Source organism: Flavobacterium sp. FlaQc-57 (assembly GCF_044007395.1).
In the GTDB taxonomy this organism is placed as follows: Bacteria; Bacteroidota; Bacteroidia; order Flavobacteriales; family Flavobacteriaceae; genus Flavobacterium.
On the sequence record NZ_JBIPDA010000007.1, the window covers coordinates 202,252 to 223,317 of the forward strand.

Annotated in this window: 18 protein-coding genes; 7 read left to right on the forward strand and 11 right to left on the reverse strand. The window is 33.1% G+C overall.

The window, feature by feature from the left end; genetic code table 11:
* Positions 1 to 165: 165 nt before the first annotated feature.
* Both ACHRVZ_RS19840 and ACHRVZ_RS19845 read left to right on the forward strand, forming a co-directional pair.
* Positions 166 to 654, forward strand: coding sequence for a DUF1761 domain-containing protein (locus ACHRVZ_RS19840; protein WP_395424660.1), 489 nt, complete (start codon positions 166 to 168; stop codon positions 652 to 654).
* A 120-nt stretch (positions 655 to 774) separates the two neighbouring features.
* Positions 775 to 1,920, forward strand: a complete 1,146-nt coding sequence (locus ACHRVZ_RS19845) for a GNAT family N-acetyltransferase (protein WP_395424663.1) — start codon at positions 775 to 777, stop codon at positions 1,918 to 1,920.
* A gap of 88 nt (positions 1,921 to 2,008) precedes the next feature.
* Here ACHRVZ_RS19845 and ACHRVZ_RS19850 read toward each other — a convergent pair whose 3' ends face one another.
* Positions 2,009 to 2,878, reverse strand: a complete 870-nt coding sequence (locus tag ACHRVZ_RS19850; protein WP_395424666.1) for a diacylglycerol/lipid kinase family protein — start codon at positions 2,876 to 2,878, stop codon at positions 2,009 to 2,011.
* 66 nt (positions 2,879 to 2,944) lie between these two features.
* Here ACHRVZ_RS19850 and ACHRVZ_RS19855 point away from each other — a divergent pair, with 66 nt between their 5' ends.
* Complete coding sequence (locus ACHRVZ_RS19855) at positions 2,945 to 3,907, forward strand: App1 family protein (protein ID WP_395424669.1); 963 nt, start codon at positions 2,945 to 2,947, stop codon at positions 3,905 to 3,907.
* A gap of 65 nt (positions 3,908 to 3,972) precedes the next feature.
* Here the strand turns inward: ACHRVZ_RS19855 and ACHRVZ_RS19860 are convergent, their stop codons facing one another.
* Complete coding sequence (locus tag ACHRVZ_RS19860) at positions 3,973 to 5,886, reverse strand: ABC-F family ATP-binding cassette domain-containing protein (RefSeq protein ID WP_395424671.1); 1,914 nt, start codon at positions 5,884 to 5,886, stop codon at positions 3,973 to 3,975.
* 75 nt (positions 5,887 to 5,961) lie between these two features.
* On the opposite strand from ACHRVZ_RS19860, the gene ACHRVZ_RS19865 reads away from it, so the two are divergent.
* Entirely contained in the window at positions 5,962 to 6,345 is a 384-nt protein-coding gene (locus ACHRVZ_RS19865; RefSeq protein WP_395424673.1) for a DUF983 domain-containing protein, read from the forward strand.
* On the opposite strand, the gene ACHRVZ_RS19870 is transcribed toward ACHRVZ_RS19865, so the two are convergent.
* The 8 genes from ACHRVZ_RS19870 to topA form a co-directional block, all read right to left on the reverse strand.
* Positions 6,326 to 7,399, reverse strand: coding sequence for an NAD(P)/FAD-dependent oxidoreductase (locus tag ACHRVZ_RS19870; protein ID WP_395424674.1), 1,074 nt, complete (start codon positions 7,397 to 7,399; stop codon positions 6,326 to 6,328). The genes ACHRVZ_RS19865 and ACHRVZ_RS19870 overlap by 20 nt on opposite strands.
* Positions 7,400 to 7,475: 76 nt before the next feature.
* Positions 7,476 to 8,465: a gliding motility protein GldN gene (gene gldN / locus ACHRVZ_RS19875; RefSeq protein WP_395424675.1), complete on the reverse strand. Its 990-nt coding sequence runs from the start codon at positions 8,463 to 8,465 to the stop codon at positions 7,476 to 7,478.
* 209 nt (positions 8,466 to 8,674) lie between these two features.
* Positions 8,675 to 9,664 (reverse strand): gliding motility protein GldN, encoded by a 990-nt coding sequence (gene gldN, locus ACHRVZ_RS19880; protein WP_395424861.1) that lies wholly within the window; start codon positions 9,662 to 9,664, stop codon positions 8,675 to 8,677.
* 44 nt (positions 9,665 to 9,708) lie between these two features.
* A complete protein-coding gene (gene gldM / locus ACHRVZ_RS19885) occupies positions 9,709 to 11,262 on the reverse strand; it encodes a gliding motility protein GldM (RefSeq protein ID WP_395424678.1) in 1,554 nt (517 codons plus the stop codon).
* A gap of 53 nt (positions 11,263 to 11,315) precedes the next feature.
* Positions 11,316 to 11,963 carry a gliding motility protein GldL gene (gldL, locus tag ACHRVZ_RS19890; RefSeq protein ID WP_395424680.1) on the reverse strand — a complete coding sequence of 216 codons (648 nt, stop codon included), beginning with the start codon at positions 11,961 to 11,963 and terminating at the stop codon, positions 11,316 to 11,318.
* A gap of 56 nt (positions 11,964 to 12,019) precedes the next feature.
* Positions 12,020 to 13,420 (reverse strand): gliding motility lipoprotein GldK, encoded by a 1,401-nt coding sequence (gldK, locus tag ACHRVZ_RS19895; protein WP_041517484.1) that lies wholly within the window; start codon positions 13,418 to 13,420, stop codon positions 12,020 to 12,022.
* Between the two features lie 263 nt (positions 13,421 to 13,683).
* Positions 13,684 to 14,835 carry a formimidoylglutamase gene (locus tag ACHRVZ_RS19900; RefSeq protein ID WP_395424682.1) on the reverse strand — a complete coding sequence of 384 codons (1,152 nt, stop codon included), beginning with the start codon at positions 14,833 to 14,835 and terminating at the stop codon, positions 13,684 to 13,686.
* A 3-nt stretch (positions 14,836 to 14,838) separates the two neighbouring features.
* Positions 14,839 to 17,355: a type I DNA topoisomerase gene (gene topA / locus ACHRVZ_RS19905; protein ID WP_395424684.1), complete on the reverse strand. Its 2,517-nt coding sequence runs from the start codon at positions 17,353 to 17,355 to the stop codon at positions 14,839 to 14,841.
* Between the two features lie 342 nt (positions 17,356 to 17,697).
* Here topA and miaB point away from each other — a divergent pair, with 342 nt between their 5' ends.
* Positions 17,698 to 19,143, forward strand: coding sequence for a tRNA (N6-isopentenyl adenosine(37)-C2)-methylthiotransferase MiaB (gene miaB / locus ACHRVZ_RS19910; RefSeq protein ID WP_395424687.1), 1,446 nt, complete (start codon positions 17,698 to 17,700; stop codon positions 19,141 to 19,143).
* A gap of 138 nt (positions 19,144 to 19,281) precedes the next feature.
* On the opposite strand, the gene ACHRVZ_RS19915 is transcribed toward miaB, so the two are convergent.
* Positions 19,282 to 19,434 (reverse strand): hypothetical protein, encoded by a 153-nt coding sequence (locus tag ACHRVZ_RS19915; RefSeq protein ID WP_395424867.1) that lies wholly within the window; start codon positions 19,432 to 19,434, stop codon positions 19,282 to 19,284.
* Here ACHRVZ_RS19915 and ACHRVZ_RS19920 point away from each other — a divergent pair.
* Both ACHRVZ_RS19920 and ACHRVZ_RS19925 read left to right on the forward strand, forming a co-directional pair.
* Positions 19,361 to 19,747 (forward strand): YcxB family protein, encoded by a 387-nt coding sequence (locus ACHRVZ_RS19920; protein ID WP_395424863.1) that lies wholly within the window; start codon positions 19,361 to 19,363, stop codon positions 19,745 to 19,747. The genes ACHRVZ_RS19915 and ACHRVZ_RS19920 overlap by 74 nt on opposite strands.
* Positions 19,748 to 19,809: 62 nt before the next feature.
* Positions 19,810 to 21,066, forward strand: coding sequence for a sigma 54-interacting transcriptional regulator (locus ACHRVZ_RS19925; RefSeq protein ID WP_395424690.1), 1,257 nt, complete (start codon positions 19,810 to 19,812; stop codon positions 21,064 to 21,066).

Genomic DNA, 21,066 nt, shown 5'->3' on the forward strand with positions numbered 1-21,066 from the left:
GTTTTTTCGCTTGACTAAATTATAAATTTCACAGATATAATACACATATCATCGACAAACTGTTAATAAATAATATTTTAACATTAATTATACTACTTATTTAAAAACTAACAAATTTATTATTTTTTACTTAAATTTGATCAACTAATCTAAAAACCTCATTTTATGGAATTTAACCCTATTGCATTGTTTGTATCCGCAATTGTAACACTTGTTGTCGGATTCATTTGGTACAACCCAAAAGTGTTTGGAACGATCTGGATGAAAGAAAATAATTTTACTCCAGAAGATCTACGAACCGGAAATATGCTCAAAATATTTGGGCTAACCTATGTTTTTTCTTTAATGATTACAGTTATTTTAATGGCATTAACCATTCATCAAACAGGCGCAGTTGGCATGGTAGGCGGACCTCCTTTATTAGAAACCGCCAAACCCTCGTTTGCAGCTTTTATGGCAGATTATGGAACAGCGTACCGTACCTTTAAACATGGGGCACTTCACGGATTCATGTCCGGCCTATTTTTTGCTTTTCCGATAATTGGCATTAATGGTTTATTTGAAAGAAAATCATGGAAATACATATTTGTCCATGCAGGATTCTGGATTGTTTCACTTACTTTAATGGGTGGCATTATCTGCGGATTTGCATAAAAAACAAATCAACAAAAACCCGTTTGAAATTTATTCTCAAACGGGTTTTTCTTAATAATAACTTAAACCAATTGAGTTTTTATAAATATTACCTAATTTTGAAGAAATTAGCTCACACTTTTGACTACAACTTATTCTTTCGAAATTTACAACAATACATCCCTACTGCCTTTAGAATGGAATTCGCTGGCTGTAGATAATATTTTTTTGACCAGAGAATATCTTGAGGTGCTGGAGAATTCTTGTCCTGTAAATATGACTTGCCACTTTATTGGAATTTTTAACGACGATAAATTAGTTGGAATTACAATCACTCAATTTTTATTTGCCGAAAAACTGGAATCTTTTGGAGAACGCGATCAATGCTTAAAAACTACTGTACGTAATTTTGCTTTCAAGAATTTTGCTTCTCATGTTCTATTCGTTGGCAACAATATGCTTACAGGTCAAAACGCTTTTGCCTTTAATAAAAAAATAAGTGAGCCCAAACTGATAAAAACATTGCATAAAGCAATTAACCAGCTCAAGAAAGACTTGAAAGCGAGTGGAAAAAAAGTACATATTACCAGTATAAAAGATTTTACCGCAAAAGAAATCGAACCTTTACAAGCAGAGTTTAAAAACAATTATACTTTTTCGACCCAGCCAAATATGATTTTTGAAATCAATAAAAACTGGAACTCTGATCAAGATTACATTGACGCTTTATCAAAAAAATACAGAGATCAATACAAACGTGCCCGAAAAAAAGCAGAAGGAATAGTTAAGAAAAAAATGGATCTTGCCGACATTAAAAGGTACGAAGATGTTATTTATGATTTGTATTTTCATGTAGCCAAGAATGCACCATTTAATACTTTTTTCTTAGCTCGAAATCACTTTAGTTTCTTTAAAGAAATTATGAAAGACGATTTCTTATTTTATGGTTATTTTTTAGATGAAAAATTGATAGGTTTCAATACATTAATTAAAAACAGAAATGTAATGGATACTTATTTTTTAGGATACGACGAAACGATTCAGCGTGAAAAAATGCTGTATTTAAACATGTTATATGACATGATCGCATACTCCATCAATCAAGGATTCTCAGAAATTGTTTTTGCCCGAACTGCTCTTGAAATTAAAAGTTCTGTAGGTGCAAAACCTTTAAAAATGTATGGCCTAATTACACACAGCAATACTTTGATCAATCATAATATTGCTAAACTGTTTAATTATTTAGAACCTAAAACGGATTGGCAGGAAAGAAATCCTTTTAAATAAAATTACCGACAAAGTTTAAAAACATTTAACACCAATATAACCACAATCATTGTCATCCCGAGGAATGACAAAAATGAGCATACTAATATTATGCTATCGCAATTTTCATTTGTTTATGCAAAATATGAATTTCTAAATCAGTTTGCGCTCCACAGTACTCTCCATCAATTTGAAAATTAACGGGATAATCTGTTTTTATTGTGGCTTTATCTGTCGAAATAATCACAATATCATCAGAATCAATCGGCATATTTCCTGTGATAATTTTCCCTATTAATAACAAATCGAGACTTTTTAAAATTACCAATTCGAATTTCCCATCGTTCATTGCACCATTTGGATTTATGATTACACCTGTCCCATATTTTTGAGAGTTAGCAATAACAATCATTCTGGCCGTATGTTCAACCGTTTCATTATTAGCTGAAATTGTTGCTACAAAAGGTTCTTCAGATTCTTTTAGCGCAGAATATGCTTGCAGGGCATAACCCCACAATCCTCTTAGATTACTTTCTTCATAATTCTTTACCAAATTTGCATTGACACCAATATCGCTTAAATGAATACTTTTTTTACCGTTAATACTTATCATATCCATTTCGATATAATGGCTTAGAAAGGCAATTTTTAAGTTCTCCTCTATTGTTGTAGGTAAGTTTAAGTCGACAGATAACCCGTTTGCAGAACCGGCCGGTAAAATCCCGATAATTACATCGTACTTTTCCATTGCTTCAGCAACCATTTTTATGGTTCCGTCACCGCCTGCCACAACAATACGTTCTGGTTGGTATTGATTATAAAGTGATTGTATTTTTTTCTGATCGTTTTTACCGGTCGTTTCATAAACTTCAAGGTCAAAATGATTTGTAGTTGCAAACTCTTGCACAGCATCAACTAAATCAGACTTATCAAGATCTCCGGAAATAGGGTTTACAACAAATATGATATTCTTTTTCAAAATTTAATTTTTAAAGTCAATTAAAATAATTAATTTACAGCATCCATCTATAAATATACGTAATTAATGAAACCAATTTTACAATTATATCGAGGTTATGCCAATGAAGAAGAATTAATTGTAATGGGCCATGTTTTTAAAAGAACCTATGATTACGATTTTCAAAAAAAGAATTTTAAAAATGCGACTTCAATCATTAATCAGTTTAGGATAAAAACCCTCAAAAATTTTGATATTTATCTAAAATGCGGCAATCAGGAGATTCATACTAAAACTCTTGATGACGGTTATTTTAAATTTTGTATTCCGCTGGAAAAAGAAACTCATTTTGGATGGATTCAATACGAAGTTAGCATTAAATCTGAGACTGAAACTATAACTGAAAAAGGGAGTTTTATAAGACCTCACAAAGGAAAGCTAGGAATCATATCTGACATTGATGATACTTTCCTGATTTCGCACACTCAAAATTTCTTTAAAAAAATATACATTCTACTATTTAAAAACGTGAATGACAGAAAGGTTTTTAAAGATGTCGTACCACATTATCAAGCTTTAAGTTCAGCAGGGAGAAACAATAAAGAAGAAGAAAATGCCTTTTTTTATGTTTCAAGCAGCGAATGGAATTTGTATCGCTTTATTGTAAAATTTACCAAAATACACAATCTGCCAAGAGCGGTAATTTTATTAAAAGATATTAAAAGAGGTGTTACTGATTTCTTTATGAGCGGGCGCGGAAACCATGATCATAAGTTTGATAAAATAAAACACGTATTAGAGTTTTATCCCAATCTTAAATATGTTTTATTGGGAGATGATTCGCAGCACGATCCTATTTTGTACGAACGAATCTGTAAAATATTTCCAGTGACTGTAAAAGCAGTTTATATCAGGCAAACTGGCAACAAGCAAAAAGAAGCTACAAAAACTATTTTGAAAAACTTAGAAAATTTAGATGTCGCTGTTTGTTATTACAAAGATAGCAGTGAAGCTATTATGCATTCAAAATCTATTGGAATTATTAAATAGTTTGCTTTAGGTTTCAAGTTTCACGTTACAATAAGAACCTGAAACTTGAAACCTAAAACAAAAAATTAAGCATTAAAATTATCTATTTCTTCCTGAACAACTTCCCAATCAAGAAGTAATTGATCTAAATCTTTTTTCTTTTTGTTATATGCTGTAAAAAAAGAAGCATCTTCGATATGTTTATCATAATTAGAAAGCAACAGTTTATCGTCGTGTTGAATGTCTTTTTCCAATTGTTTGATCTGACTTTCAACTTTGCTTAAACGATTTTGAAGCGCTTTCCCTTTTTTCTGATCTTCGTACGAAGTTTTATTGCTTTCTTTTGGAGCAGCTGCTTTTGCAACATCTTTTTTCTCAACTTCACGCATGTTTTCAAGATTGCGTTGTTCTAAGAAATAGTTGATATCACCCAAATATTCTTTTATTTTTTGATCCTTGAATTCGTAAACGATATTCGACATTCCTTGCAAGAAATCTCTATCGTGAGAAACCAGCAATAAAGTTCCTCCAAATTTTTGAAGCGCCGCTTTTAGAACATTTTTAGATTTAATATCTAAGTGATTCGTAGGCTCATCCATCAGCAAAACGTTGATAGGCTGCAACAACAACTTACAAAGTGCCAAACGGTTACGTTCACCTCCTGAAAGTACTTTTACTTTTTTCTCTACATCATCTCCACGGAATAAAAATGATCCCAACATGTCACGAACTTTAGAACGATTCGTATCCATTGCAGCATCTTCCATAGTTTGCAATAATGTAATTTCTCCATCAAGATATTCAGCCTGATTTTGCGCAAAATATCCTAATTGAACATTATGTCCTAATTTGATGTTTCCCTGATATTCAAACTCATTTACAATAGCCTTAATGAAGGTTGATTTTCCCTGACCGTTTTGTCCCACAAAAGCAATTTTACTTCCGCGTTCTACCAGTAAATCTATATCTTTTAAAATAACTTTATCGCCGTAAGCTTTCGTTACATTTTCGGCTTCTACTACTACTCTACCAGGTTCTTTTGAAACTGGAAAAGAGATATTCATTACTGAATTATCGTCTTCGTCAACTTCAATTCTTTCAACTTTATCTAATTTTTTAATCAACGATTGCGCCATCGAAGCTTTTGAAGCTTTTGCACGGAATTTCTCGATTAATTTTTCTGTTTCCTCAATTTTCTTCGCCTGATTCTTTTGAGTAGCCAATTGCTTTTCGCGAATTTCGTGACGCAATTCTAAATATTGAGAATAGGGTTTATTAAAATCATAGGCTTTTCCTAATGAAATTTCTATAGTACGATTCGTTACATTATCTAAGAACATTTTATCGTGCGATACAATTACTACAACTCCAGGATAATTACGCAAGAAACTCTCTAACCAAATAATACTTTCGATATCCAGGTGATTGGTTGGCTCATCCAGAAGCAATACATCATTAGACTGCAATAATAATTTTGCAAGCTCGATACGCATTCTCCAACCTCCTGAAAATGTTTCAGTTTGATTATTAAAAACTTCTCTTTTAAATCCTAATCCTAAAAGAATTTTTTCTGTATCTCCTACATAATTATAACCTCCAAGAAGGTCAAAACGATGTGTATAATCAGATAAATCTTCGATGATTTGGCTGTATTCTTCACTTTCATAATCGGTTCTGGTAACCAATTGATGATTGATTTCTTCTAGTTTTTTCTCAACAACTTTAATTTCGGTAAAAGCTTCATAAGCTTCTTCTAGTACAGTTCTTCCTTGTTCAAAATCAATATCCTGACGTAAAAAACCCATTCGGATATCTTTCTCTTGAGAAATAACTCCAGAATCAGGAGCAAAATCTCTAGCCAGCATTTTTAGCATAGTTGATTTTCCAGCACCATTTTTTCCGACTAGTCCAACTCGATCTCCGGCACCTAAGCGAAAAGTTACCTCTTCGAATAAATAAGTACCACCAAAAGAAACCGATAAATTGTGTATATTAAGCATGTAATGTTATTTTATAACTAATTGATTGTGTAAATTTACACTCCCAAAACAATGGGATAATTTAATTTTTTGCAAATGTTAAAAAAAGGATCCAAACTAAATAGTATTTTAACAGGAAGTTGTCCAAAATGCCAAAATGAGAGCATGTATTCGGATAAAAACCCTCTTCATTTGACTAAAGTTCTCAAAATGAACGAACATTGTAGTCATTGCGGTTTTAAATATCAAATCGAACCTTCATTCTTTTATGGCGCAATGTATGTAAGTTACGGTCTGAATGTTGCCGTAGGAATTGCTGCCTTTATTGTTTCGTTTGTTTTTTTTAAAGCTAGTATCGAAGAATCATTCTTGGCTATTGTTATTACTTTAATTGTATTATTTCCTTTTGTTTTACGACTTTCAAGAAACCTGTACATCAATATGTTTGTCTCCTATGATCCTAAGGCCGGTCAGAAATAAGTGTCTTTAGATATCTTTTATGAAATCGCTGAATGTCAATTTCCGCATCTAAAGGAATTTCATTTTCAATTTTATCAAATAGAACCTTTGCCATTGCAGGCCCAAGCATTACACCACGTGTTCCTAATCCGTTAAGAATATGAAGTGACTTGCGTTCATGATGTGTTCCTATTAAAGGTCTTCTGTCTTTTACCGTCGGACGAACTCCGCCAAAATGTTTTACGATTTCAAAATCGCACATAAGAATTTCTTTGATGCGATCTACAAGTTCCTGTTTTCCTTCTTCTGTAGGATGATCTGTTTTATCTTGCCAATTGTATGTTGCTCCAACTTTAAATAAATCGCCTCCGAGTGGCAGGATAAAAACACTTGTATTTACAATTACATCCAATTTTAAATTCGGTGCTTTAATAACAAAAAGCTCACCTTTTGTTCCATCTAAAGGCAAATAATTAAAGAAAGGATTTTTATGTAATCCAAAGCCTTCAGCAAATATAATATTGCGAGCCTGAATATTTTTATATTGAATTCCAAAATCGAAAAATTCAATATAACCCGGATTAAAAGTTTCTTCTAATAATAAATTATTCGCTAACAAATACTCCTTGTAAGTATCCAATAACAAAGCTGTATCTACATAACCTGTATGCAAAACTTGCCCGTAATCGTACGGAGAATCAATTCCCGCGTACTTTTTCGAAATTAGTTTAGTAGATAAAAACGGTGCTAAATTAATCTTGTCTGAAGCTGCAAACCAGTTATTTTGTTCCTCTATTGAAAAAAACTTTCTTAAAATAGGAAGCCTAAAATTAAACTTAGTCTTTAATTTATCTTCAATTTCAGTGTAAAACTCATCCATTAGAACCAATTGTTCCTGAGCTTTCCATACTTCGCTAAAACGTTTCAAGATAACCGGATTGTATAATCCTCCAGCAACTCGAGATGATACTTGAGATTTATTATCTACAACTAAAATAGATTTATTGTTTTTAAGGGCTATTTCAGCAAATGAAATTCCAGCCAATCCAGATCCGACAATTAAGTAATCAAGCATGTAGTATTGAGATAAAATAAAAAAAACTCCAACTACAAAGGTAATAAGAGTTTTTGTTATAATGTAATTTAGGCACTTAGTAGTTCCACATATCTTCTTCGAAGTTACGAATCTTCTCTTTTACTCTTTCAGATTCTAACAGCTGCTGTTGTGCATTATCTTTCATATAATCTTTGATCTCACGATCTCCATACATATTTTCCTCTTTATAAATAATAGCATTAAAATACCTGGAATTTAAAATCTGATCAAATGAAATCGGAACAGCCGAATTCTTATCATTAAAAGCTTTTGCTTCGTGCAATGCTTCTCTCGCATTAGGAAAGAAAACCCAAAATAACTCTATATAATCCTTTTCATCACTATTCATTGTATAGACATCCGGCGTTACAGGACAAATACCAAGTAAACGATACTTCAATTCACTTTGACGTTTATCAAAATACCAATATCCTTTAATTTTATATTGTGTAACATCAGCCGCCGTAAGATCTTGTTTTAAGATATACTCTGCCGGCACCGATCTTGTTGGACCAACTGTCTCTTCAACATAATTGACTTTTTTATTTTTACCAGTTCCTGTAACTACTTTTTTCTTCACAACACGTGATTTGTAGTCGTCCGGATATTGGTTAATAAGTTCTCTACCCGCATCTGTAGTATCAATACGAGACAATGCACCTTGAATGTCTTTTAAAGATTTTTTTGTATTGAAATAACTATCGCTGTAAACTTCAGTTATTTTACCATTTCTAATAGCTTTTGTTAAAACGTCATAAAGTGAACGTCTATCGGCACCAATATTAGCCGTATCAACCGGAAAGTATAAAGGAAAGTTGATTTTTTCATTTAAATCAATGATTTCCCACACTGTTTTCCCCATCAAAACATCTCTGTCATCTATATAACCATAAGCCAAAGGTTTATCGTTATCTGAGATCCGTTGCGCAGGAGTCTTAAGTCCAATCTGATCTGCTGTTTTTGCGTTTAGTAAATTAGATTGCGCATTAGAGATAAAACTTACCGCAATAAAAGCGACAGCCGTTAAAAAAATTCTTATTTCCATCATTGAATCATTTATAAGAGACATAACGGAGTAATATTTATTTTATTGTAATTTTCTTACACTTTTAAAGTGTTAAAAATTAAAACAGACATATTCAAGAATTTAATTCTTAGTTAGAAATCAATTTATCAAATATGCAATAACATAAAATAAAAAAAACTCTTACTACAAAGGTAGCAAGAGTTTTTATATAATGTAATTTTAGATACTTAGTAATTCCACATATCTTGTTCGAAGTTACGAATCTTCTCTTTTACTCTTTCAGATTCCAACAATTGATTTTGTGCATTGTCTTTCATGTAATCTTTGATCTCACGATCTCCGTACAAGTTTTCTTCTTTATAAACAACTGCATTAAAACGTCTTGAATTTAATATCTGATCGAATGAGATTGGAAGTGCAGAGTTACTGTCGTTAAAAGCTTTTGCTTCATGTAATGCTTCTCTGGCATTAGGGAAGAAAACCCAAAATAACTCAATATAATCCTTTTCGTCACTATTCATTGTATAAACATCCGGAGTTACAGGACAAATACCAAGTAAACGATATTTAAGTTCACTTTGACGTTTGTCAAAATACCAGTATCCTTTAATTTTATATTGTGTAACATCTGCTGCAGTAAGGTCTTGTTTCAAGATATACTCTGCTGGTACCGATCTTGTTGGACCAACTGTTTCTTCAACATAATTAACCTTTTTATTTTTACCAGTTCCTGTAACTACTTTTTTCTTCACAACACGTGATTTGTAATCATCCGGATATTGGTTAATAAGTTCTCTACCAGCATCTGTTGTATCAATACGAGATAATGCACCTTGAATGTCTTTCAAAGATTTTTTAGTATTGAAATAACTGTCGCTATAAACTTCAGTTATTTTGCCGTTTTTAACAGCTTTCGTCAAAACGTCGTAAAGCGAACGTCTATCAGAACCAATATTAGCCGTATCTACCGGAAAATACATTGGAAAGTTAATTTTTTCATTTAAATCAATAATTTCCCAAGTAGTTTTTCCCATCAAGACATCTCTATCATCTACATAACCATAAGCCAAAGGCTTATCATTATCTGAGATAAGTTGCGCAGGAGTCTTAAGTCCTATCTGAGCAGGTGTTTTCGCATTTAGCAAATTAGATTGCGCATTAGAAGTAAAACCTCCAGCGATAGACACAATAGCTATTAAAAAAATTCTTACTTTCATCATGATATCATTATAAGATATTGAATGTAGGATTACCTACTTTATTATTGTATTTCATAAATTACCGGAGCAGTTCTTGGCAATAAATAACTACCAGCTCCAACAAGTTTAGTTTTAATTTCAGAAATAGTAACCTGGTCTCCTTTTCCAGCTCTTGAAAGTACTTGTTTACATTGTGCATTTAATCTGTTACCTGAAACAACAACTGTAGGTTGTCCAGCAATTTTCATATTAAATCCAACAACATCTAAACCAACTTCAAAATCAAAATCAAGTAATTTAGCACCAATAGTAGCAATTTCTAAGTTAGATTTAGGTCCTTTTACAACACCCATTTCTCCTCTAATTGTTCCTGTTGGCCCAGGAATACCTTTAATTCTAAAAGTTTTCTTATCAGAAACTTTATCTCCATTTGGTAATGTACCAGTAACAGAAATTGTAGCTTCAGTACCTGCACCTGGATTCATATTGTATTTACCTGGTTTACCAGCTGAAGACAATCCTGGAGCACTAGCAACAACCTTATTATCAGCAACACCAGCGAATGATACAGAGATTGGGTTAACAACACCTCTATAAACAACATTCATTTTATCAGCAGAGATTGTAGCAGAGTTTGGTCTTGGAACTACAACGTATGGTTGCTTAAATGTAAGAGGGATAGTTTTACCATCTTCTAAGAATGTAAATTGACCAGCAATTTGTTGTTCTCCTACAGCTCCTGCAGTCATTTCTACTACAGCCTGACCATTAACGATGTTACCTGGTCTTCCATTAAGAGTAAAAGAAGTTGGTTTTGTATTATCATCATAACGACCTAAAACAACTTTACCTGTAACTTTTTCTCCCTGAAAATAAGCACCTTTGTCAAGAACGACAATTGCTTTATAATTGTTGTATGAAGCAGCGGCAACTGCAGCTTTTCCTAAAGCAGCGCTATAAACATCTGCTTCTGCTTTTTGAACGTCATTTTGCCAAGCTGAAAGTTTAGCTAATGAAGCAACCGCAGGAAAACCTTTAAAGTGGTAAGCTAAATATTTATCTTTTAAACCTTCTTTGTTTTTCACATCAGAAACATCAAATTTCTTATCAATCTCTGTAATGATTGTACCGTATTTATTTTTTTTATCTGCCAAAGCAGCTTTCATATCTGCTTTATACTTTTCAATTTTAGAAATGATTTCATTCCCTTTTGCGGTATATCCTTCACCAGTAAACCAGTTATCGATATTATCACCTTTGTCCATTGACTCGTAAGGTAATTTACCAGTTTCTTTATCAGCTGTAAATCCTTTTAGGACATCACCTTTTAAAGAACCAATGTACGCATAAAATTCTTTTGAAATTGTTTCAACTTTATGTGCAGTAACTGCAGCATCTGCAAATTCTCCTTTTGCCTCAGCAGCTTTTTGATCTAATGTAGTCAACAAACCAGCGTTTGTTTCTACTGAAGATTTGTTAGCGCTTTCAAATTTTTCATTCATTAAGCCAAAAGCCGATAAAACTTCTTTTGACATATTCATTGCTAACATTGCGATGAAAACCAGATACATCAGGTTAATCATCTTCTGTCTAGGGGTTAATTTTCCTCCTGCCATTTTTTTATAATTAGTTCTTTATTAATAAATTTAATATAATAGTCAAAAACTAATTATCCTTTGTTACTCATTGCAGAAAGCATACCACCATAAACACTGTTCAAAGAAGCAATGTTTGCAGTCATTGATTGCATTTGTTCTTTTAATTTAGACGCATTATCAGCTATTTCGCTGTTTGCTTGTGCATTTCTTGCAGCACTTTCTAATTGTACTTTATATAAGCTATTCAATGATTCCATTTGTGCAGCAGCCATAGACATTTCTTCAGCATATTTCTTTTGTCCTGCAATAGAATCTACAGTTGGAGAAATTGCTTTTGCAGCTCCTTCGAAATTTTTGATAGAATTTCCTAAACTTGACATTAATTCACCGTCAATTTTAGCTTCTTTCAACATTACGTCTAATTTTTGAGACAACAATCCTTGGGCATCAGATGGAGTTTCAACTTTATCAGCTTTTTTTCTAGCTTGACCGTTTGCTAATTCAGGGTAAACAAGAGTCCAATCTAACTCTTCGTCAACTGGTTCGAAAGCAGAAAGTGCGAAAATTAACGCCTCTGTTACCAATCCAATTGAAAGCATTAATGTTCCAGTTAATGGTCCAATTTCAAAGTGAGTAATTTTGAATAAAGCTCCAATAATTACCACTGCCGCTCCCATACCATAAGCGAAATTCATTGCTTTTTTACTTAATAATGCCATAATACTTTTTTTTAGGTTTTAATTTAAAATAGATTTGATTTGGATATTGAATTTAATTATTTACTTTTTTTACCGCTTCCAGTAGTTTGAGTTCCCATGTAATCTTGTACAGTTCTGAAACCAATATAACTTCTAGCTGAATCAGCATATTCATGATCACGAGTACTTACCTGTAGGAAATAAGCAACGTCTTTCCATGATCCACCGCGAACAACTTTTCTTTGGTTGTTTCCGTCAATTACGTTAGGATTCATTGTAGAAACATATTCGTAAGCATTTGGATTATAAGCTGAATCTGTCCATTCTGAAACGTTTCCTGCCATGTTATACAATCCATAACCGTTAGCCTCATATGATTTAGCTTCAACAGTATATAAAGCCTCGTCAGCTGCGTAATCTCCTCTGTTTGGTTTGAAGTTAGCTAAGAAACAACCTCTGTCACTTTTAGTATAAGGACCTCCCCAAGGGTAAGTAGCCGATTCAAGACCTCCTCTGGCAGCATACTCCCACTCTGCCTCTGTTGGCAATCTGAAAGCATTTACTAAATCACGTCCTTTTTTTCTAGACTTGATGTAACTGTTTTTATTTAATGTTCTCCAAGCACAAAATGCTTTAGCTTGTTTCCAGGTAACACCAACTACAGGATAATCTCCGTAAGCTTTGTGCCAGAAATAATCATTGTGCATTGGCTCATTATATGAATAAGCAAAATCTTTAATCCAAACTGTAGTATCTGGATAAACACTAACTTGTTCTGTTTTAACGAAGTCTTTTCTTTTTCCAACTTTAGCTTTTGCAGCAGCCTGAATGTCCATCCAAGAATAACGGAATTTCAATTTATTTACGTCAATTGTTCTTAAACCATTGTATGATTCTTCTATTGGTAAATACATAGAATCCATTACCTCAGTATAATACTCATCTGGATAAGCTTTAGTATCTTTAATTAACTTAACTTTTTTGTTTAATTTTCTACCAGCATAAGGATCATCTTTTGTTCCTACACTATAATAGTTATCATACATATATTTATCATAAGCCGTCATTTTATCCGGCTCTGAATCATTAAATGCATAATCTGCAATACTACCACCTTTTTTACCTTTGTCACCAGTGCTTTTTTGACCAGTTTCATCAGCTAAAATAGCAAGGCGCACTCTCATTGTAGAATCTTTTACCCATTCCACAAATTGACGGTACTCGCTGTTTGTAATCTCAGTTTCATCCATATAGAATGAACGTACTGTTACTGTTTTAGTCGGAGCGTCTTCTACATTAGCTAAATCAGCATCTGATTTACCCATAATAAAAGATCCACCCGGAACCAATGTCATTCCGTAAGGCTTTTCAGGATGCCATTTGCCTCCTGTAACACCAACTAACTCACCTTTGTCACCTGACTTACCACAGCCGATTACTAGTGTTAACATTGCTGCAAATGCAATAAACTTCTTCATATAAATTTGGGATTATCTATTCATTATTATAAGTCCGTAAACGTATTTATTATTTAGCTAAAAAACAATACTAGTTGCGAAATTTATTTTATTGTTCAAAAATAATGTTAAATAAAATAAAAAAAAAATATTTCATCGACAAACTAGCGTAAAAAATCGACGTAAAGCGTTAATTTTTGTATTTTATATTCATTTTCTTACTAATAATTCTTAACTAATTCTACAGAACTTTACAAATTTGTGATTTTTACTAAAATTTTACTTTATAAAGCATTTTTTCTCTGTGCTTTCCACCATCTTTCTGGCAATTCTTGATTACAAGCGCATAAATATTCTTCATACGAACACGGTAATAACGTATTTCTTTTTAGTTTATTGTGTCCATTTGATTCAAACGGAATTTCAATCCACCAACGATCTGTTTTATCACTTTTATAAAAAATCAATTCTTCATCTTCCAGAGGAACGATATACTTTAAGTACGTTGCCCGACTACCAAAAGGATATTCTTTTGATCGATAATGATAACCTTCTATAAAATACCAAACTATTTGAGCAATAATAGCCGATTCTGGTGCTGTACTATTATGATTAAAAATTCCGAAAGAAGAAACTTTATCGCTAATACCTGCGTATCTTGCCAATGAACATATTTCTTTTCCATTAAAACCATTTGGCTCAAAAGACACCATATTTCCTGAAGCTGAAGATTTTACCGAATTCAAATCGATACTAACCAGGTCTGCATCTCTAAAAACAGGCTCCGCCAATGCAATATTATTCGAAATCTCACCTAAACGATACGCATCAAAGAATAACTTTTCGATCAGATCAATCTCTTCTTGCGAGTTGTAATAGGTTTGATACCCGATATTACAGTAATTAAAAAGATTATTTGGCTCATCAATTATGATTTTTGTCAAATATGAATTTGCCGAAACAGTTTCATTTTCTTTACCAAAATCAAATTTATTATCTACCGAAACCATATTAACCATTTGTTCCAAATCGTCATAAGCACGATAGAGAGCATATGTCAAATCTTGCGAACCTCCCACGACTATAGGAATCACTTTGTTTTTTATTAATGTAGATGTTACTTTTTTTAATGCAAAGTAAGTATCCTCTACAGAATCTCCGGCAAGAATATCACCTAGGTCTGCAATAGAAGCATCCCAATTACCGGGAAACATACTATAAAGTTTCTTACGAAGAGCATTTAAATTGACTTCATTAATCACATTGCTATTTCGGCGATCTTCTAAAACTCCTATAATAGCAATATTTATTTTACTTATATCCGGAAATTGATCTTGCGTATGCAAAACTATTTTACTGCCTAATTCTTGTGAAGACAACGAACTAATGAACTTTAAAATTCCGTCGTTAACTGGTTCTAGAAAATCAAATTCCATTTATTATTTCTTTTTAGCAGCTGGCTTTTTAGCCGGAGCTTTTTTAGTTGTTGTTGCTTTTTTTGCTGGTGTCTTTTTTGCCGGCGTTTTTTTGGCAATCATTTCCTGAACTTCGGCCAATGTTAACTTTGTAGCATCAACATCTTTACTCAATTCAATTTTGATTTTTCCTTTTGTAATAACCGAACGCCCCCAACGTGCTTTCTCAACTAAAATTCCTTCGTCTTCCCAATTATGAAGTACTTTATCTATATTCTTTTGTAACTTATCTTCAATTAGCTCTTCTACTTCTTGCTGCGATAAATTATCGAAATTGTATTTTTTACTTACATTAATAAAAATACCACTCCATTTGATGAACGGACCAAAACGTCCCACACCTTTCTGAACTCCCTCACCTTTATAAACCGCAATTGGCGCATCGGCAATTGCTTTTTCATCAATTAATTCTTGCGCTCTTTCTTTAGAAAGACTTAAAGGATCTTCTCCTTTTGGCAAAGAAATAAAAACACTTCCATGACGTACATAAGGACCATAACGACCATTACTTACCTCTACCTCTTCTCCTTTATATTCTCCTAAGTTTTTAGGCAATAAAAACAAATTCAAAGCTTCTTCAAGTGTAATGTTTCCAATATTTTGATCAGACATTAAACTGGCAAATTTTTTATCTTCATCATCCGCTTCTCCAATTTGAGCCATTGGACCAAATTTTCCTAAACGCACAGAAACTTGTCTTCCATCAGCATCTTTTCCCAGAATTCTTTCTCCGCTTTCGCGTTCTGCATTAGCTTCAACCTCTTTTACATTTGGGTGAAATTTATTGTAGAATTCCTGCATCATTACCGCCCAGTCAATATTTCCCTCGGCAATTTCATCAAAATCCTGCTCTACTTTTGCAGTAAAATTATAATCTAATATATTTCCAAAGTTCTTAACTAAGAAATCGGTAACGATAGTTCCGATATCAGTAGGAACTAATTTTCCTTTATCTGAACCTGTATTCTCTTTCAACAGCTTCTCATCTACTTTATCAGCCTGAAGAGTAAGTTGAGTATATTTACGCTCCTGCCCTTCAAGAGTCCCTTTTTCAACATAGTTTCTATTGATGATAGTTGAAATAGTTGGCGCGTATGTAGATGGACGACCAATTCCTAATTCTTCTAATTTTTTCACCAAAGAAGCCTCTGTATAACGTGCCGGAGGTCTTGAATATCGCTCTGTTGCCGTAATATAATTATTAGCTAGCTTTTCGTTTACTTTTAACGCAGGCAACATTCCTTCTTGTTCTTCCTCATCATCATCATGACCTTCTAAGTACACTTTTAGGAATCCTTCAAAAAGCAAAACTTCTCCTGAAGCTGTAAAAATCTCACTATGATTGTTCGCTTCAATTTTTACGTTTGTTCTTTCTAATTGTGCATCGCTCATTTGAGATGCTAAAGTTCTTTTCCAGATCAAATCATATAAACGAGCCTGATCACGATCGATATTTACCGTATGACGAGACATATCAGTCGGACGAATTGCTTCGTGCGCTTCTTGTGCTCCTTTATTTTTATTAGCGAAAGTACGAGGTTTCGAAAATTCTTTCCCGTATGATTTTATGATTTCAGCTTCAGCAGCATCCATTGCTTCTTTAGAAAGATTCACACTATCTGTTCTCATATAAGTAATAAGTCCAGCTTCGTATAAACGCTGTGCAAGCTGCATTGTGATTCCAACTGGCAAATACAATTTTCTAGCCGCTTCTTGTTGCAAAGTAGAGGTTGTAAAAGGTGCTGTTGGAGATTTTTTGGTAGGTTTCGTTTCTAAATCTGCTACCTTATATTTTGATCCGATGTTTTGTTTTAAGAAATCTTCGGCTTCTTTTTTAGTATTAAAGTTTTTTGGCAATTTAGCCTTGAAAGATTTTCCGGCTTCATTTACAAATTCTGCTACGATAGAATAAGTAGCAACTGCATTAAAGTTTTGGATTTCGCGTTCTCTCTCGACAATTAAACGAACAGAAACTGATTGTACACGTCCGGCAGAAAGTCCTCCTTTAATTTTTCTCCATAAAACCGGAGACAATTCATAACCTACTAAACGATCTAAAACACGGCGTGCTTGTTGTGCATTTACTAAATTATAATCAATTTCTCTAGGATTCTCAATTGCTTTAAGAATCGCTGATTTTGTAATTTCGTGAAAAACGATTCGTTTTGTTTTTTTAGTATCTAGTTTTAGTTCTTCCGCAAGATGCCATGAAATAGCCTCCCCCTCGCGGTCCTCATCGCTTGCTAGCCAGACCATTTCGGCATTCTTAGATAGTGTTTTCAATTTACTTACCAAGGCTTTTTTATCTGGAGAAACTTCGTATTTAGGTTTGAAACCATTCTCTACGTCTACTCCTATTTCCTTTGATGGTAAGTCGGCTATGTGGCCATAACTTGACTCCACCTGAAAATCACTTCCCAAAAATTTCTCGATCGTTTTCGCCTTTGCAGGTGACTCCACTATTACTAAATTCTTTGCCATTGCTCTATTTTTCTGCAACAAAAGTATCTATTTTTTTTAAATATCAGCCCCGCGAATTCATTTTTGAGGTATTTTAATGTTATGTTTCTTAAAAATGCAGATTTATTGGTATTTGCACCTATTATATATATAGGTATAAATTTTAAAGGTTTATCCCCTCTAAATGTTCTTTTTTTTCGATATTTAGCAGTTCCGTTTTATCATAAAAAAAGCCTGTTTTTCGTTACATTTCGACAATCTAAAATCTATCCTGAAGCTTCGGAATTAAAATCCGAAATTTCTTTCCTGCCATCTTGTCATATTGATCGCTTTTACATTATCTTTGCACTTTGAAATTATACAATGGAAAAGATTATTGAAGAAAGCAAACAAGGCGAAAGTCTTGTTTTGGAAAATAAACCTGAGAATACTAAAAAACTTTTTATAGAAAGTTACGGCTGCGCGATGAATTTTTCAGACAGTGAAGTTGTAGCTTCCATTTTATCAATAAACGGATACAATACTACCCAAACTCTTGAAGATGCTGATTTAGTTTTAGTAAATACCTGCTCGATTCGAGATAAGGCGGAACAAACTATTCGTAAGCGTTTAGAAAAATACAATGCGGTAAAACGTATTAACCCAAAAATGAAAGTAGGCGTTTTGGGATGTATGGCTGAGCGTTTGAAAAGTCAGTTTTTGGAGGAAGAAAAAATAGTCGACCTTGTTGTTGGCCCTGATGCTTACAAAGATTTACCTAATTTATTAGCAGAAGTTGAAGAAGGTCGTGACGCGATTAATGTAATTTTATCGAAAGAGGAAACTTACGGAGATATTTCACCGGTTCGTTTGATGAGTAACGGAATTACAGCTTTGGTTTCGATCACTCGTGGTTGCGATAATATGTGTACGTTTTGCGTTGTGCCTTTTACCCGTGGTCGTGAACGTAGTCGTGAACCTCAAAGTATTATGAAGGAAATTCAGGATCTTTGGGACAAAGGATTTAAGGAAATTACTCTTCTGGGACAAAACGTTGACAGTTACCTTTGGTACGGTGGCGGTTTGAAAAAAGACTTTGTAAACGCATCTGATATGCAAAAAGCTACAGCTGTTGATTTTGATCAATTACTTGAAATGGTTGCTGTTGGTTTTCCTAAAATGCGTATTCGATTTTCGACTTCGAACCCACAAGATATGCACGAAAGTATTTTGCATGTTATTGCTAAATATCCAAATATTTGCAAACACATTCACTTGCCGGTTCAATCTGGAAGCAATAGAATTTTGAAAGAAATGAATCGTTTGCATACGCGTGAAGAATACATGACTTTGATTGATAAAATCAAAACAATTATTCCGAATGCTTCGATCTCGCAAGATATGATTGCGGGTTTCCCAACTGAAACTGAGCAAGATCATCAAGATACGATGAGTTTGATGGAATATGTAAAATATAATTTTGGTTATATGTATTCGTATTCTGAGCGTCCTGGAACTTTGGCCGGAAGAAAAATGGAAGATGATGTTCCTGAAGAAACTAAAGCGAGAAGATTACAAGAAATTGTCGATTTACAACAAAAACACGCTTGGTTTAGAAGCGAAGAATTCGTTGGCCAAATTGTTGAAGTTCTGGTTGAAAAGGTTTCCAAAAAATCAAAAGAAGAATTCTCAGGAAGAAATTCACAAAGTATTACAGTTGTTTTCCCAAAAGAGAATTATAATATTGGAGATTTTGTAAATGTAAAAATTACAAGCTGTACTTCAGGAACTTTAAAAGGAGAAGCAGTTGGCTATTCTGAAATGAATTAAAATATTTGTTTCAGGTTTTAAGTTTTTTTGTTTCAAGTTTTATGTAACTTGACTTAAAATAGAAAACATTTAAAATTTAATTTATAATTAAAATATGGAAAAAGAGATTATTATAAAGCCCAGTTTTACTTTCAAAGATTATTTTAAAGCGAATTTATATTTATATTTGAACAGACCTGCCTTCATAATAATATCAATTATTCTTTTCTTGATAGTAATGGTTAATGTGACAAACTTTTTTTCAAATGAAGTTAATTTAGAAGATATTTTCACTTCTTCGTTTGTTTTCATTTTACTATATCCTTTAATAATTATCTACTCTGTTTACAGACATACAAAAAGAATATTTAAAAATCCCAGATTAAACGAAAACCTATTCATACATTTTAATGAAAATTATATGGAGGAAATTGGAGATAGTTTTAACATCAAATTCTTTTGGAAAGATTTTGAAAAGATAACAGAAAAAAAAGATTGGTTTTTAATCTATTTAGAAAAAAACTCGGCTAAGATTCTTCAAAAATCAGACTTAAAAGACAATCAATACAATGAATTAAGGCAGCTTTTTAATTCAATAGATATAAAAAAGAGTTTAAAAAGTTAAGTTTTAAGTCTTCTTCAGAAACTTGAAACCTGAAACAAACAAAAACTTGAAACAAAAAACACATGGAAACAGTTCAAGCAATAAAACAGCGATTTGAGATTATTGGAAATGATCCAAAATTAAATCGCGCCATCGAAAAAGCCATTCAGGTTGCTCCTACTGATATTTCGGTAATGGTAACTGGGGAAAGTGGTGTTGGTAAAGAAAATATTCCAAGAATAATTCATTCGCTTTCACATAGAAAGCACGGAAAATATATTGCTGTAAACTGTGGTGCAATTCCGGAGGGAACAATAGATAGTGAACTTTTTGGTCACGAAAAAGGAGCTTTTACAGGTGCAACAAGCACTCGTGAAGGTTATTTTGAAGTAGCTGATGGCGGAACTATCTTTCTTGATGAAGTTGGTGAATTGCCACTGACTACCCAAGTTCGTTTACTTCGTGTTCTTGAAAATGGTGAGTTTATAAAAGTAGGTTCATCACAAGTTCAAAAAACGAATGTGAGAATTGTTGCAGCAACGAATGTAAACTTATTCAATGCTATTGAAAAAGGGAAGTTTCGTGAGGATTTATATTACCGTTTGACAACAGTCGAAATCACTTTACCGCCTTTACGCGAAAGAAACGAAGACATTCATTTATTATTCAGAAAATTTGTTGCTGATTTTGCTCATAAATACAAAATGCCTCCATTGAAATTGGATGACGATGCAGTACAGCTTTTGCAAAAATTCAGATGGAACGGAAACATTCGTCAGTTACGAAATGTAGCAGAACAAATCTCTGTTTTAGAAACAAATCGTGATATTTCGTTAGCTACTTTACAGTCATACCTTCCTATGGAAGGAACCAATTTGCCTTCGGTAATTAACGACAAGAAAAACGAAAGTGATTTTAGTACCGAGAGAGATATTTTGTACAAAGTTCTTTTTGATATGAAAAGTGATTTGAATGATTTAAAGAAACTCACTTTAGAATTGATGAAAAATGGAACATCAAAAGTACAAGATATCAACCCGAATTTAATTCAGAAAATATACGGTTCGCAAGAAAATGAAAGCGAAATAGATTTTGAAGAAGAGCCTCGAACTGCGGTTATGACACCTACAGCACGCGAAGACAATTATCAAATGCAAGACGATAATTATTTGTTTGCCGAAACGATCGAAGAAGAAGAAGTTTTGCGCTTGGAACAAAAAGAAATTGAAATGATCAAAAAATCATTAGAGAAAAACAAAGGAAAACGAAAAGCCGCCGCAGACGAATTAGGTATTTCTGAAAGAACTTTATATCGAAAAATTAAACAATTTGATTTATAG

What these genes read in the sequence shown, in the direction of transcription:
- ACHRVZ_RS19900 (WP_395424682.1), bottom strand. Translation starts at nt 14,835, where the DNA reads ATGGAATTTGATTTTCTAGAACCAGTTAACGACGGAATTTTAAAGTTC.
- ACHRVZ_RS19925 (WP_395424690.1), top strand. Translation starts at nt 19,810, where the DNA reads ATGGAAACAGTTCAAGCAATAAAACAGCGATTTGAGATTATTGGAAAT.
- ACHRVZ_RS19865 (WP_395424673.1), top strand. Translation starts at nt 5,962, where the DNA reads ATGTTAAAAAAAGGATCCAAACTAAATAGTATTTTAACAGGAAGTTGT.
- gldM (WP_395424678.1), bottom strand. Translation starts at nt 11,262, where the DNA reads ATGGCAGGAGGAAAATTAACCCCTAGACAGAAGATGATTAACCTGATG.
- ACHRVZ_RS19840 (WP_395424660.1), top strand. Translation starts at nt 166, where the DNA reads ATGGAATTTAACCCTATTGCATTGTTTGTATCCGCAATTGTAACACTT.
- ACHRVZ_RS19920 (WP_395424863.1), top strand. Translation starts at nt 19,361, where the DNA reads ATGGTTAATGTGACAAACTTTTTTTCAAATGAAGTTAATTTAGAAGAT.
- gldN (WP_395424675.1), bottom strand. Translation starts at nt 8,465, where the DNA reads ATGGAAATAAGAATTTTTTTAACGGCTGTCGCTTTTATTGCGGTAAGT.
- gldL (WP_395424680.1), bottom strand. Translation starts at nt 11,963, where the DNA reads ATGGCATTATTAAGTAAAAAAGCAATGAATTTCGCTTATGGTATGGGA.
- gldK (WP_041517484.1), bottom strand. Translation starts at nt 13,420, where the DNA reads ATGAAGAAGTTTATTGCATTTGCAGCAATGTTAACACTAGTAATCGGC.
- miaB (WP_395424687.1), top strand. Translation starts at nt 17,698, where the DNA reads ATGGAAAAGATTATTGAAGAAAGCAAACAAGGCGAAAGTCTTGTTTTG.
- topA (WP_395424684.1), bottom strand. Translation starts at nt 17,355, where the DNA reads ATGGCAAAGAATTTAGTAATAGTGGAGTCACCTGCAAAGGCGAAAACG.
- ACHRVZ_RS19870 (WP_395424674.1), bottom strand. Translation starts at nt 7,399, where the DNA reads ATGCTTGATTACTTAATTGTCGGATCTGGATTGGCTGGAATTTCATTT.
- ACHRVZ_RS19915 (WP_395424867.1), bottom strand. Translation starts at nt 19,434, where the DNA reads ATGAAAACAAACGAAGAAGTGAAAATATCTTCTAAATTAACTTCATTT.
- ACHRVZ_RS19860 (WP_395424671.1), bottom strand. Translation starts at nt 5,886, where the DNA reads ATGCTTAATATACACAATTTATCGGTTTCTTTTGGTGGTACTTATTTA.
- gldN (WP_395424861.1), bottom strand. Translation starts at nt 9,664, where the DNA reads ATGAAAGTAAGAATTTTTTTAATAGCTATTGTGTCTATCGCTGGAGGT.
- ACHRVZ_RS19855 (WP_395424669.1), top strand. Translation starts at nt 2,945, where the DNA reads ATGAAACCAATTTTACAATTATATCGAGGTTATGCCAATGAAGAAGAA.